The following is a 12,925-nucleotide window of genomic DNA, read 5'->3' on the forward strand; positions in this document are numbered from 1 at the left end:
CCCCACCCGGAGCGGCGTCTCGTCGCAGCACACCACATACGCCAGCGTGAGCAGCATCCGGATGCGCGCGTTCGCCGCTGCGACCGCGGTGGCGGCCCGGCCCTGGAGCTGCAGCACTCGGGCGGTCTTGCGGACCGGTGCCGACACGGTGATCTCGGCTCGCACAGCACGACCTTCCAAGGGGGTAGCCGGCGGCGGGGGGTCACATCGAGGCGCGGACGCTCCAGCTCTGACCGGCAAGCTGATCGAGGAGCCGCACCTGCTGCGCTTCGCTGTCGCAGGTGACCACCGCGCCCCACTCCACGGGCCGGGTGTAGGTATCAGCGTCTCCCGGCTCGGGCAGCTCCTCATCGTCATCGGTGCCAGCCTGGTCGTCCCCGCCGATCTCGGCGGTGCGGGTTTCCGCCAGGAGGATGCGGAGTGCGGCGTCGTCGTCCACGTCGAGGATCAGGGCGGGCACCTGGCCCAAGCCCTTAACGAGGCGCTTTCGGATCTTGATATGGCGTGGGATGCTTCACGCCATGACCGCAGCCAACAGAGAGCCACGGCCGGACAAGCCGGAGCCGGCAGACAAGTTGAGCTGGTTCGACCTGCTTGACCTGTCCAAAGGCCGCACAGGACTCCGGCATGTGGGAACCGTCGCTGTTGTCGGCGGCATCCTCTTGGCTGTGATTCAGGTGAATGACGGCTTGGACGCTCGAACCCAGGTATGGGTGCTGATCTTCATAGGAATCGCCGTGGTCGGCGCGCTGCTCCGGATCGAAGCTGCCATCCGCGACCGATCCCGGCACTGACACGGGCCCCTAGCCTCGATCTTTCGTGACCGCGGTGGTCAGCTGAGCGGTCCGGCTGAAGGTCGAGGATCGCGCCGGCCGCAGCGCAGAGCAGATGCGTGATGCTCTGATCACAACCGTCAAGACGGTACCGGCTCATCTCACCCGCTCGCTGACCTGGGATCAGGGCAGTGTAATGGGCGCCTTCACCGTGGCCACCGACATCCCGGTCTGCTTTTGCGACCCGGCCAGCCCCTGGCAGCGCGGCTCCAACGAGAACACGAACGGTCTGCCACACCAGTACTTCCCCAAAACCGACTTGTCCGTTCACACCCGCGAGCACCTCGACGCCGTCGCCGCCGAACTGAACGCCAGACCACGAAAGACGCTCGGCTGGGATACCCCCGCCGAGCGTCTCGCTGGATCACTCGCCGCCGGCGGCTTGAACGTGGCGTATGCCGCGCTGTGGCGATCGGGGAGATGGATGGTTTCTCGGCCGGTTCCCTCAGGAGGGGGCAGGGGCCGCGAGCATCCCGGCTGCCATGACGTGCAGCGCCGCGGCGAGCCGTGGCGCCTCTCCGAGCTCCAGCAGCCGCAGGACCGGTTCGCTTTGCAGGCTGCCCAGCAGGATGTGCGCCAGCAGTTCTCCGTCCAGGTCAGGGCGCCGCTCGGCGATCAGTGCGCTGGTGTGGCCGTGCCAGAACCGGTAGACGGGATGGTCGTCCCGCGAGTCCGGAACGTGGTCACCGCCTTCGCCCCGGTGCTCGCCGCGCTCCTTCCACTCCGGCCTGGGCGCCGCCGTGGCGGCGTGGCCGAGCGCCGCGAGGAGCCCCTTGTTGCGGCCGACGACGTCGACGATCGCGTCCAGAAAGGCCGTCAGCCGCTCCTCGGGCGGGGCGCCGGGCCCCAGCGGCGGAGGTCCGCTCGCCACGGCCTCCTCCAGGGCGTAGGCCCGCTCCTGCATCAGCGCGACCATGAGCCCCATCCGGCTGCCGAAACGATGGAACACCGTGCCCTTGCCGACCCCGGCCGCGGCGGCGACCTGTTCCATGGAGATCTGCTCGGGCCGGTGCCGGGCCAGAAGGTCCTCGGTCGCCCGCAGGATGGCGCGACGGTTGCGTGCCGCGTCAGCGCGTTCGCGACGCTCCTCGATCATCGGCTCCTCTTCCCGTGGACAACTGGACCGCCGGTCAAGTACGCTCCCATCGAACTTGACCGCAGGTCCACTTTATCCTCAATGAGGAGGACGGCATGCGCCGAATCCGTTACCACGCCTACGGCGGCCCCGAGGTGCTCACCATGGAAGAGACAGAGATCCCCCGCCCAGGCCCCGGCCAGGTGCGCATCCGCGCCGAGGCGATCGGCGCCAACTTCGTCGACGTGAAGTTCCGCCAGGGGCCGGAGACCGGCGGGATCTACCGGCGCGACCTGCCCGCCGCGCTCACCGGCGACGTGGTCGGCACCGTCGACGCGGTGGGGCCCGGCGTCGACCCCGGCCTCACCGGCCGGCGGGTCGCCGCGCTGGCCGAGGACGCCTTCGCCGACCAGGTCCTCGCCGACGCCGAATGGCTCGCGCCCGTACCAGAGGGAATCGACGACGCCACCGCGAGCATGCTGCCGATGGGCGCCCCCGTGGCGCTGGGCACGTTGCGCGCCGCCCGGCTGTCGCCCGGCGAGACCGTGCTCATTCACGCCGCCGCGGGAGGCATCGGCCACCTGGCCGTCCAACTCGCCAAGATCGCCGGCGCCGGCACCGTGATCGCCACAGCAGGCTCCCCCGCCAAGCTGGACTTCACCCGCACGCTCGGCGCCGACGCGGCCGTCGACTACTCAGCGAAGGACTGGCCCGACCAGGTGCGCGAAGCCGCACCAGAAGGGATCGACGTCGTCCTGGACTCCGTCGGCGGCCGCATCCTGGTGCGCAGCCTCGACCTCCTGGCACCGTTCGGCCGGGCCGTCGTCTACGGAGCAGCCGGCGGCGAGGCAACCGCCATCCCGCTGACCAGCCTTTTCGCAATGAGATCGGTAGCGGGGTTCTCACTGCTCGCCTGGCGCGCCGCCGCACCGAAGCAAGCACGCGAGGACATGGACCAGGCCACCCAGCACGCGGCCGAAGGGAGACTACGCGCCAGGCTGCACGCCCGGCTACCGCTCGACCAGGCGGCCGAAGCGCATCGGATCATGGAAAGCCGCTCCCAACTCGGCCGCGTCCTCCTCGTGCCCTGAGCACGATCATCGACGCGTACCGAGCCCGGCCGTGCGGAGTGCGACGGCACGGTCCGAAGCAGGGGATCGCGCTACCTGCTGACCCGAGAATCATGGGCCTGCTGACCTGGAGTGCGGCGACCAACGCCAAGGACAGTGCCACGCGTGCCCAGCCAAGGGTGATCGCTACCATGAGCACGATCAGCAACGCCGCCCACACGGGTTCAGTCGCGTACAGCAACCGATCACCGTGTGGCGACGACCCCCAGAATGCGCCCACAGGGAAGCGGGGCCTTCGCATGTCAGAGGCTACTTGGCCAGGTGCCTGCTGATCACGAGCCGCTGGATCTGGTTGGTGCCTTCGAAGATCTGCATGATCTTGGCCTCGCGCATGTAGCGCTCCACCCGGAACTCCCGCGTGTACCCGTACCCGCCGAACACCTGTACCGCGTCCGTCGTCACCTTCATCGCCGCGTCGGTGGCGACCAGCTTGGCGACGCTGGCCTGGCGGCTGTAGGAGAGCCCCGCGTCCCGGCGCCGGGCCGCGTCCAGGTAGGTGGCGCGGGCACTGTCCACCCCGGCGGCCATGTCCGCGAGCAGGAAGCCGAGCCCCTGGTGGTCGATGATCTTCTTGCCGAAGGTCTGCCGTTCCTTCGCGTAAGCCACCGCCTCGTCCAGGGCGGCCTGGGCGAGGCCGGTGGCGCAGGCGGCGATGCCGAGGCGGCCGGAGTCGAGGGCGCTGAACGCGATCTGGAGACCCTGCCCCTCCTCGCCGATCAGCCGGTCGGCCTCCAGGACCGCGCCGTCCCAGTGGGCGCTGGTCGTCGGTACGGCGTGCAGCCCCATCTTCTCCTCGGGGCGGCCGAAGGTGAGGCCGTCGGCGGCTCCGGGAGCGAGGAAGCAGGAGATGCCCCGGGAGCCTTCGCCGGTGCGGGCGAAGAGGGCGTAGAAGTCGGCGATGCCGCCGTGGGTGATCCACGCCTTGTTGCCGGTGATCCGGTAGCCGGTCTCGACCCGCTCCGCCTTGCAGGTCAGGGCCCCGGCGTCCGAGCCGGCCTGGGGCTCCGAGAGGCTGTAGCCGCCGATCAGGTCTCCGGCCAGCATGTCGGGCAGCCAGCGCTCCCGCTGCTCGGGTGAGCCGTAGGTGGCGACGGGGAAGCAGGCGAGGGTGTGGACGCTGGTCGCGACGGCGACGGCCGCCCAGCGCATCGCCAGCTCCTCGATCACCTGCAGGTACACCTCGTACGGTTGCCCGCCGCCCCCCATCTCCTCCGGGTACGGCAGTCCGAGCAGCCCGGCGGCGCCCAGCGTGGCGAACAGCCCGTCCGGGTAGGTCTCGGCGCGCTCGTGCTCGTCGACCCGCCGCGCGAGCTCCTTGTCGGCGATGTCGCGGGTCAGCTCGATGAGGTCCTTGGCGTCCCGATCGGGCAGCAGGCGGTCGACGGTCACGGGCACGGTCACTCCTGGCTCAGGGCGGGGTGGGCGGCGACTTCGCCGATTCCGGGGTGCGCGCCGATCTCGCCGGCTTCGAGGTGAGGGGCGGGGTCGGCGAGCTCCGTCAGGGCGGTTCTGGCGCGGTCGCGGAACTCGGCGACCCGGGCGAGCTTGATGTCCTCGTATCCGCGGATCAGCTCGGGCAGCCCCGCGATCTCGGCGACGGCGTCGGCGGTGGCGGGGGTGAGCCGGGTCAGGGCGGCGCTCATCAGGTCACGGTACTCGGGAACGAGCTCGCGTTCGACGCGGCGGACCCCGGCGTGGCCGAACACGTCGAACACGGTCCCGCGCAGCACCCGGGCGGCCCGCAGGCCCCGGAACAACACCCCGGCCGATCGGCGTACCTTGATCTTGCGTTTCATGCCCATCGCCCGCAGCAGCGGCGGGTGCAGCAGCACCGACACGACCGCGCCCGGCCCGTGCTCGCGCTCCCTGCGCTCCTTCTCGGCGGGGTCGAGGTGCAGGCGGGCGACCTCGTACTCGTCCTTGTAGGCCATGAGCTTGTGCAGGCCCCGGGCGTAGGCGAGCGCGATCCGGCCGCCCGCCTCCGCGCCCGCGCGCTTGGTCGCGAGGTCCGTCACGCGGCGCACGTCGTCTTCGTAGGTACGGGCGTAGGCGGCGTTCTGGTAGCCGGTCAGGTCGGCGACGCGGGCGGCGACCAGCTCCTCCAACCCTGTGGGCACGGGCAGGGCGGAGGCGAGCAGGACGGCGGCGGGGTCGGCCACGGCGGCGCGGCCCCAGCGGAACGCGGCGAGGTTCATGGCCACGGCCGCCCCGTTGAGCACGATGGCCCGCTCGACCGACGCGGCGGACACCGGCAGGCAGCCGTGCTGGTAGGCGGCGCCGAGGAGGAGCAGGTTCGCCGGCATGTGGTCGCCGAACAGCTCCTCGGCCAGCGCGTGCGCGTCGAGACAGGTGACGCTCTTGGCGACGGAGTCCACGCGGGCGACGGCGGCGGCGTGCCCCGGCACGGCCACCCGGCCGGTCACCATGGCGGCGGTGGGGACGACGGCGGTGTTCAGGATGGCGACGGTGCGTTCGGGGGCGGCCACGGCCAGGTTCGCCTCGCCCGCCGTCCCGAGCAGGTCGAACCCGATGAGCACGTCGGCGGTGCCGTTCGAGGCGCGCACCGAGCCCTCGATCGGCCGCGGCGAGATCCGTACGTCGCTCACCACGGGCCCGCCCTTCTGCGCCAGCCCCGTCTGCTCCAGCCCGGCCGCGTACAGCCCGTCGAGGTGGGCGGCCATCTGCAGGATCTGCGAGACGGTGACGACGCCGGTGCCGCCGATGCCGGGCATTCTGATCAGGGCCTCCACGGGCCTGCGGGCGGGCTCGGGCGGCTGGGGCGGCTCGGGCGGCGTCTGCCGGGTGGGCTTGGCGCCCGGCTCGACCAGCAGGAACGACGGGCAGTCGCCCTTGAGGCAGCTCAGGTCGGAGTTGCAGGACGGCTGGTGGATGCGGGTCTTGCGGCCGTACTCGGTCTCGACCGGCTGCACGGACAGGCACGTCGAGACCTCGCCGCAGTCGCCGCAACCCTCGCAGACGCGTTCGTTCACCACGACCTTCTGCGAAGGTGTGGGGAGTTTGCCGCGCTTGCGCAGCCGTCGCTCCTCGGCCGCGCACCGGTCGTCGTGGATCAGCACGGTCACGCCGCCGGCGGCGGCCAGCTCCTTCTCGACCTCGGCCAGGTCGTCGCGGTGCCGCACGGACGCGATCCGCGCCAGCTTCACGCTCCGGTACGTCTCCGGCTCCGGCGTCGTGATCACCACCCGGCGCACGCCCTCGACGGCCAGCTCCTGGGTGAGCGCGGGCACGTCGAGCCGGCCCTCCGCGCGCTGCCCGCCGGTCATGGCGACGGCGTCGTTGTAGAGCAGCTTGTACGTCATGGACACCCCGGCCGCGACCGCCGCCCTGATCGCCAGGGAACCGGAGTGGTGGAAGGTGCCGTCGCCGAGGTTCTGCACGAAGTGCCGGTCGTCGGTGAACGGCGACAACCCGAACCACTGCGCGCCCTCGCCGCCCATCTGCGTGATGCCCACCTGCGTGCCCCGCCCGTGCCCGTCCAGCGCGATCATCGCGTGACAGCCGATGCCCACCCCGACCAGCGTGTCGTCGGCGGTGCGGGTGGAGGTGTTGTGCGGGCAGCCGGAGCAGAAGTACGGGGTGCGCGCGGCCACCAGCGGCAACGACCGCCTCAGCCGGACCGTCTCGCGGGGCCGTACCTCCCTGCCCACGCAGGTGGCGACGGCCTTGGCCACGTCCTCGGCGCCGAGGGTGCCCCGGGCGGTCAGGAGCTCGCGGCCCACGACGGCCGGGGTCCGCTCGCCGCCGTACAACGCCTGCTTGAGCTGCCCCTCCAGGAACGGCACCTTGTCCTCGACCACGAGCACCCGCTCCAGGCCGGCGGTCATGGCGGCCAGGTCGTCGTGCGCGAGGGGGAACGGCATCGCGAGCCTGATCAGCCGCAGCCCGAGGTCGTCCATGGCCGCCTCGTTCAGGCCGAGGTCGGCCAGGGCGCGCAGGACGACCGCGTACGTGGTGCCGGAGGCGAGGATGCCGGTGGTGGCCCGGGGCGCGTCGTGCATGACCCGGTTGAGGCCGTTCGCGCGGGCGTATTCGCGGGCCAGGTCGAGCCGGCGGGTGAGCATGTCGTGCTCGGCGTCGAGCGCGGCGGGGCCGAGCAGGATGGGGGCGGAGCGGCTGCCGTCGGGCACGGGGGCCGGGATGTCCTTGGTCAGGTGGCCGAGGTCCACGGTGGCCGACGCGTCGGCGATGTCCGCGACGATCTTCAGCCCGGCCCAGAGGCCGGTGGCGCGGGACAGGGCGACCGCGTGCAGCCCGAACTCGATGATCTCCGCGACCGAGCCGGGCGCGAGCAGCGGCATGGACAGGCTCTGGCACATCGGCTCGCACGTGCTCGGCAGCGTGGAGGACTTGCAGCCGGGGTCGTCGCCGATCCACGCCACCGCGCCGCCGAGCGCCGCGGTGCCCGACACGTTGGCGTGCCTGATGGCGTCGGCGGCCCGGTCGAGGCCGGGGTTCTTGCCGTACCAGAAGCCCGTCACGCCGTCGTGGCGCTTACCCGGGAGCTGGCCCAGGAGCTGCGTGCCGGCCACCGCCGTGGCGGCCAGCTCCTCGTTCAGCCCTGGCTGGAAGACCACGCCCGCCTGCTCCAGGAACCGCGCGGCCCGCCCCATCTCCAGGTCCACGCCCGCCAGCGGCGAGCCCTGGTAGCCGCTGACGAACACCCTGGTGTCCAGCCCGCGTCCCTCGTCCAGGCGCCGCTGTTCCAGCGTCAACCGGACCAGGGCCTGGATGCCCGAGATGAGCACCGGGCCGTCCAGCGCCGTGTACCTGTCGTCGAGCGACACGGGGGCGGGTGTCTCGCTCACGCTCACGGAACCTCCTGGCTGTCGTACGTGGTGAATCTCAGCACAGCAACGCGGGCAGGATATGCGCAAGTATTAGATGAAAGGTGGCGTCGAAGACGCAAAGAGTTTGCGGCGACATGGCCGTCAGGCCGACGTTGTTTGCGTCTGAGGAAGGATTCTCGTATGCCTGACGTGGATGACATCGATCACCAGGTGCTGCGGCTGCTGCGTGAGGACGGGCGCCGGACGTTCTCGGAGATGGCCGAGCTGGTCGGATTGTCGGTGGCCGCCGTCAAGCGGCGGGTGGACCGGCTGCGCGAGCTCGGGATCATCACCGGCTTCACCGTGCAGATCGACTACGCCAAGCTCGGGTGGGGCATCGAGGCGTTCACCGAGCTGCGCTATCCCGGCACGACGCCGGTCACGGAGATCATCAGGACCGCCAGGGAGGTGCCCGAGGTGCAGGCGGTGTTCACCATCGCCGGCGATCCCGACGCGCTCATCCACGTGCGGGTCCGGGATCTCGGGCACCTGCAGCAGGTCATCGACCGGCTGCGGCGGGCCGGAGACGTGACCGGCACGAAGACGCTGCTCGTCCTCGGGACGTGGACGCGGGACGCGCTGACGCCCCGCCCCCGCTGAGCCCGCCGTCCTCGACGCGGCCCCTCGGAACGGTCGCGGCGCTGAGCCCGCCGTCCGCGACGCGGTCAGCGCGGTCCTTCGGTACGGTCGCGGCGGTCACGCCGGTCGGGGCGCCCGCGGCGGTCGAGCCGGGAGAAGTAGCCCCCCAGCAGGCCGATCGACAGGAGCACCGCCACGCCCAGGCCGAGCAGCCAGATCGAGACGCCGGTCGTGGGCAGGCTCTCGGGCTGCGGGATCGCCGCGCGGTCGCCGGCGGGCACCGGCTCCGGCTCGTCCGCGCCCGGTGCCGCAGCGGGCTCCTCGACGGGCTCCTCGACGAGGGCTTCCGCCTGGGGAGATGCCGAGGGCTCTTCGCCGCGCTCGCCGCCGGGGGTGGTGGCGGGCGCCGCCGCCACCGACGGGTCCGCCGTGGGGATGACGGGGGCGGGTTCGATCGTGGTGGAGGTGCAGGAGCGGTTGTTGGCGGCGTTCTGGTCGCGGCCGGCGGTGTCGACGGTGGCGCAGTCGCGGAACGTGCCGGCCACGCCCGGGGTGACGGTGAACGTGAACGTCCGGTGCCCGCCCGGCGCGAGCGCGCCCACGGCGCAGGTGAGGGCCGGGCCGCCGCCCTGGCATTCCGGCGGGCGGTCGGTGATCACGTTCTGGCCGCCGCCGGCGGGGTCCTGCACGCTGACGTCCGACGCCTGCGAAGGGCCGTGGTTGGTCACCTCCAGCGTGTACGTGGCGGCGCCGCCGGCCTGCGCGGTGGACGAGCCGGTCCTGACGACCTCGACGTCGGCCAGGGTGCGGGCCCGGCTGATCAGTTGCGTGGTGTCGCCGGGTGTCGCCGGGGAGGAGACCTGGGCGCGGCTGGTGATGTTCGTGCCGTCGGGGAGCGCCGGGTCGGTCGTGACCGGGATGTCGTACGTGACGCTGCCACCCGGCGGGACGGTCAGGCCGGGGCCGCCGCAGGTGACGGTCCTGGGCTCGGGCAGGGCGCAGGCGGCGGGCAGGCGGCCGGGGTCGAGGTTCGGGTCCAGGGTGCCGGTGGTCGAGACGTCGGCGGCGTCCTGGTCGCCGGTGTTGGTGACGGTGAGGGTGTAGACGGCCTCCGTACCGATGATCATCGGGTCCGGGGCGGCGGTCGTGGTGATCCGCAGGCTGGGGCCGGGCACGTGCGGGAACGGCTCCGCGCCGGACCCGCCGCCCAGCGCGGTGAGCGCGATGACCATCGCCATCCCGGGCATGCCCATCTCGTACCCCCGCGTGAACCTGCCGTCCATGGTGACCAGGGGCGATCCTCCTATCGCCGGACCCGTCCGCGGACGGGCACCCACCAGAACCAGACGCCGCCGTGGCGGACTCTTTGCCGGCGGCCGGATCGGCGTAGGGTTGGGGGGCATGGCAGCCGTTGCGCGCTACGACGACATCGCCGACTTCTACGCGGCCGGGTGGACCGACATCATCGACGATCCGGCGTCCCTGCGGCTGCTCGGTCTCCTGGAGCCGATCGCGGGCCGGCGGGTGCTGGAGATCGCCTGCGGACACGGCCGCATCAGCCGCGAGCTCGCCCGCCGGGGCGCCGAGGTCGCCGGCGTCGACATCTCGGCGGCGCTGATCGACAAGGCCCGGACCGCCGAGCGCGAAGCTCCCCTCGGCATCCACTACGTCCACGCCGACGTGACCCAGCCCGGCCTCTTCACCACGGACCCCGGCGAGACCGGGCCGGGGCTGCGTGAGCTGGCGCCGTTCGACGCCGTCGTCTGCGGCTTCGGCCTGTCCGACATCGACGACCTGGAGGGCGCCGTCTCCGGCGCCGCCGCCGCCCTGCGCCCCGGCGGCGTGTTCGCCTGCTCGATCCTGCACCCCTGCTTCCCCGGTGGGCAGGGCGTCTCGGGCTCCTGGCCGGGGGACGCCCGCTACCACGCGGAGGGCTGGTGGCGGGCGGACGGCGAGCTGTCGGCGCTGCGCCGCCAGGTGGGCGCCAACCACCGCACCCTGTCGACCTATCTCAACACCCTGCGCGAGCACGGGCTCTGGCTGGAGGAGATGGCCGAGCCCGAGCCGTCCCCGTCCTGGGCGGCGAAGCGAGCGGACGTCGCCAGGTTCCCCGTCTTCCTCGTCCTGAGGTGCGTCAAGAACGACCGGTGAACACGCCGGCGCCACCGGAATGGGATGGTGACCATGCTCAAGCGATGACACAGACCCCAGGAGTGGGACATGCGGAAATACGTGATCCTTGGCGTCCAGGGCAGCGGCAAGGGCACCCAGAGCACCTTGCTCGCCCAGGACCTCGATCTGGTGCACATCAGCGTCGGCGACGTCTTCCGCTGGCACGTCAAGCACCACACCAAGCTCGGCGCCCAAGTACGCCGCCTGGTCGCGGCGGGCGAGCTGGTGGGTGACGACCTGGTGGCGGACGTCGTCAAGGACCGGCTGGCGCTGCACGACTGGAACTACGGCTTCATCATCGACGGCTTCCCCCGCAACCGGCCGCAGGCGGAGTTCTTCCTGGAGAGCTACGACCTCGACGGCGTGATCCACCTCGACCTGCCCGACGAGGAGGTACGCCGCCGCGTCCTGGCCCGGCGGCTGTGCTCGCGGTGCGGCATGGACTACAACCTCATCGCCCACCGGCCCGAGGTCGAGGGCCGCTGCGACGTGTGCGGCGGCGAGCTGGTCACCCGCGTGGACGACACCCCTGACGCCCTGGCCCGGCGGTTGCGCGACTACCACAGCAAGATCGACCCGGTGGTGGAGCTGTTCCGGCGCAAGGAGTACGTCATGACCATCGACGCCCGCGCCGACAAGACCACGGTCCAGCAGACCATCCGCACCCGCTTCAACCTGCCGCCCTACACCCCGGCGCCCCAGCCCGACCCGGTCGAGGCGAGCGGCTGACGCGAACGAGGCGGGCCGCCGACCCGGCCGAAACGGGCGGCGACGCGGTCGAAGTGCGGCCGATTCTTTTCGAACAGCGCGCGATACGTAGATTTCCCGATGCTTCGCATACCCGCTCTGCCTACTCTCAGCCCCATCGAGCGCCTTCAGAGAAGGTGGGTTCATGCGCGCGCTGACCGTGTTCCTGTCGTCCCTCCTCCTGGTCACAACCCTCTCCTCGCCCGCGGGCGCGACACCGGCGCCCCTGGCGGTGCCGGACGTCCTCTTCAAGCGGGCCGACTTCACCTCGGGCACCTTCGAGGGCACCACGGCCGGCGACGGCCTGTCGTTCGGCTCGGCCGCGGGCACCGTCGGCTACACCGACGCGCTCGGCACCAAGACGTGGGAATATGCCCGCTGGACCGGCTCCGAGCAGGTCATCGGCTTCCCGGCCACCGAGCTGATCGCCTCCTGGACCGCGGACGTCCCGCCGGGAAGCTGGCTGCAGGTCGAGGCCCGCGCCAGAAACGCGGCGGGCCTGACGAAGTGGTATTCCCTGGGCCGCTGGTCCTACGCCGAGGGCGACATCCGCCGCACCTCGGTGCCGGGCCAGGGTGACGCGGACGCCACGGTGGCGGTGGACACGCTGGTCGCGGCCGCGGGCAAGCCCTTGAGCGGCTACCAGCTCCGCCTCACGCTCTACCGCACGCCGGGCTCCTCGGTGACGCCGCGCGTACGCACGTCCGGGGTCATGGCCTCCAACGTGCCCGCGCGCAAGACGGTGCCGGTCAGCCCCGGCGGCGGCGCCTGGGGGACGGAGCTGAACGTGCCGCGCCGCTCCCAGAACGTGCACGTCGGCCACTACCCCGAGTGGAACGGCGGCGGCGAGGCCTGGTGCAGCCCCACCTCGACCACCATGATCCTCGGCTATTGGGACAGGTGGCCGAGCGCCGAGGACACCTCCTGGGTCGACCCCGCCGACCCGAACCCCGAGGTCGACCACGCCGCCCGCTACGTCTACGACCACGCCTACGGGGGCGCGGGCAACTGGCCGTTCAACACGGCCTACGCGGGGCGGTACGGCATGGACGGGTTCGTCACCCGGCTGCGGTCGCTGACCGAGCTGGAGCAGCTCATCAAGGCCGGCATCCCGGTCATCACCTCGCAGTCGTTCAAGAAGAGCGAGCTGCCGGGCGCCGGCTACGGGACCGACGGCCACCTGATGGCGGTCGTCGGGTTCACCGCGAGCGGCGACGTCATCGCCAACGATCCGGCGTCGCCGGGCAACGCCGCCGTCCGGCACGTCTATCCGCGCGCCGCGTTCGAGAACGTCTGGCTGCGCTCGTCGAGCAGCGGCGGCGTGACGTACGTGATCCATCCGCCCGGCCACCCGCTGCCCGCGACGGCGCCGGGACTGCCGGCCAACTGGTAGCGGCGCACGGAGCCCGGCCATCGGGTGGCCGGGCTCCGTTGCCCCGGCGGGCTGTCAAATGTGGCTCGACGACGGGCGAAGACCTGCGTACGCTGACAACCAGGAGTTTTCCAGGATTTGTGGCTACCGGGGGGTTCGCGGCGCCATCG

General features: G+C 71.9%; 11 protein-coding genes and 1 pseudogene. 7 read left to right on the forward strand and 5 right to left on the reverse strand.

Going from position 1 to position 12,925, the window contains the following annotated elements; genetic code table 11:
• Positions 1–202 precede the first annotated feature (202 nt).
• Positions 203–469 carry a hypothetical protein gene (locus tag ACWD0F_RS30450; protein WP_449881310.1) on the reverse strand — a complete coding sequence of 89 codons (267 nt, stop codon included), beginning with the start codon at positions 467–469 and terminating at the stop codon, positions 203–205.
• Between the two features lie 52 nt (positions 470–521).
• On the opposite strand from ACWD0F_RS30450, the gene ACWD0F_RS30455 reads away from it, so the two are divergent.
• Together ACWD0F_RS30455 and ACWD0F_RS30460 are read left to right on the forward strand one after the other, a co-directional pair.
• Entirely contained in the window at positions 522–794 is a 273-nt protein-coding gene (locus tag ACWD0F_RS30455) for a hypothetical protein (protein ID WP_449881312.1), read from the forward strand.
• 79 nt (positions 795–873) lie between these two features.
• Positions 874–1,206, forward strand: a pseudogene (locus ACWD0F_RS30460) (IS30 family transposase); the annotation flags it as partial.
• 72 nt (positions 1,207–1,278) lie between these two features.
• Here the strand turns inward: ACWD0F_RS30460 and ACWD0F_RS30465 are convergent.
• On the reverse strand, positions 1,279–1,929 hold the full coding sequence (locus ACWD0F_RS30465; protein WP_449881313.1) for a TetR/AcrR family transcriptional regulator: 651 nt from the start codon (positions 1,927–1,929) through the stop codon (positions 1,279–1,281).
• A gap of 95 nt (positions 1,930–2,024) precedes the next feature.
• On the opposite strand from ACWD0F_RS30465, the gene ACWD0F_RS30470 reads away from it, so the two are divergent.
• Entirely contained in the window at positions 2,025–2,999 is a 975-nt protein-coding gene (locus ACWD0F_RS30470; RefSeq protein WP_449881315.1) for a quinone oxidoreductase family protein, read from the forward strand.
• A 288-nt stretch (positions 3,000–3,287) separates the two neighbouring features.
• Here ACWD0F_RS30470 and ACWD0F_RS30475 read toward each other — a convergent pair whose 3' ends face one another.
• Positions 3,288–4,427, reverse strand: coding sequence for an acyl-CoA dehydrogenase family protein (locus ACWD0F_RS30475; protein WP_449881473.1), 1,140 nt, complete (start codon positions 4,425–4,427; stop codon positions 3,288–3,290).
• A gap of 8 nt (positions 4,428–4,435) precedes the next feature.
• Positions 4,436–7,870: an indolepyruvate ferredoxin oxidoreductase family protein gene (locus ACWD0F_RS30480; protein ID WP_449881317.1), complete on the reverse strand. Its 3,435-nt coding sequence runs from the start codon at positions 7,868–7,870 to the stop codon at positions 4,436–4,438.
• 156 nt (positions 7,871–8,026) lie between these two features.
• Here ACWD0F_RS30480 and ACWD0F_RS30485 point away from each other — a divergent pair, with 156 nt between their 5' ends.
• Complete coding sequence (locus ACWD0F_RS30485) at positions 8,027–8,485, forward strand: Lrp/AsnC family transcriptional regulator (protein ID WP_449881319.1); 459 nt, start codon at positions 8,027–8,029, stop codon at positions 8,483–8,485.
• A 65-nt stretch (positions 8,486–8,550) separates the two neighbouring features.
• Here the strand turns inward: ACWD0F_RS30485 and ACWD0F_RS30490 are convergent, their stop codons facing one another.
• Positions 8,551–9,747, reverse strand: a complete 1,197-nt coding sequence (locus tag ACWD0F_RS30490) for a hypothetical protein (RefSeq protein WP_449881320.1) — start codon at positions 9,745–9,747, stop codon at positions 8,551–8,553.
• A 118-nt stretch (positions 9,748–9,865) separates the two neighbouring features.
• On the opposite strand from ACWD0F_RS30490, the gene ACWD0F_RS30495 reads away from it, so the two are divergent.
• From ACWD0F_RS30495 to ACWD0F_RS30505, 3 genes are all read left to right on the forward strand, one after another.
• Complete coding sequence (locus tag ACWD0F_RS30495; protein ID WP_449881322.1) at positions 9,866–10,615, forward strand: class I SAM-dependent methyltransferase; 750 nt, start codon at positions 9,866–9,868, stop codon at positions 10,613–10,615.
• Positions 10,616–10,684: 69 nt separating this feature from the next.
• On the forward strand, positions 10,685–11,365 hold the full coding sequence (locus ACWD0F_RS30500; protein WP_449881324.1) for an adenylate kinase family protein: 681 nt from the start codon (positions 10,685–10,687) through the stop codon (positions 11,363–11,365).
• A gap of 163 nt (positions 11,366–11,528) precedes the next feature.
• Positions 11,529–12,776 carry a C39 family peptidase gene (locus ACWD0F_RS30505; protein WP_449881326.1) on the forward strand — a complete coding sequence of 416 codons (1,248 nt, stop codon included), beginning with the start codon at positions 11,529–11,531 and terminating at the stop codon, positions 12,774–12,776.
• Positions 12,777–12,925 lie beyond the last annotated feature (149 nt).

The organism is Nonomuraea sp. NPDC002799, assembly GCF_053592075.1.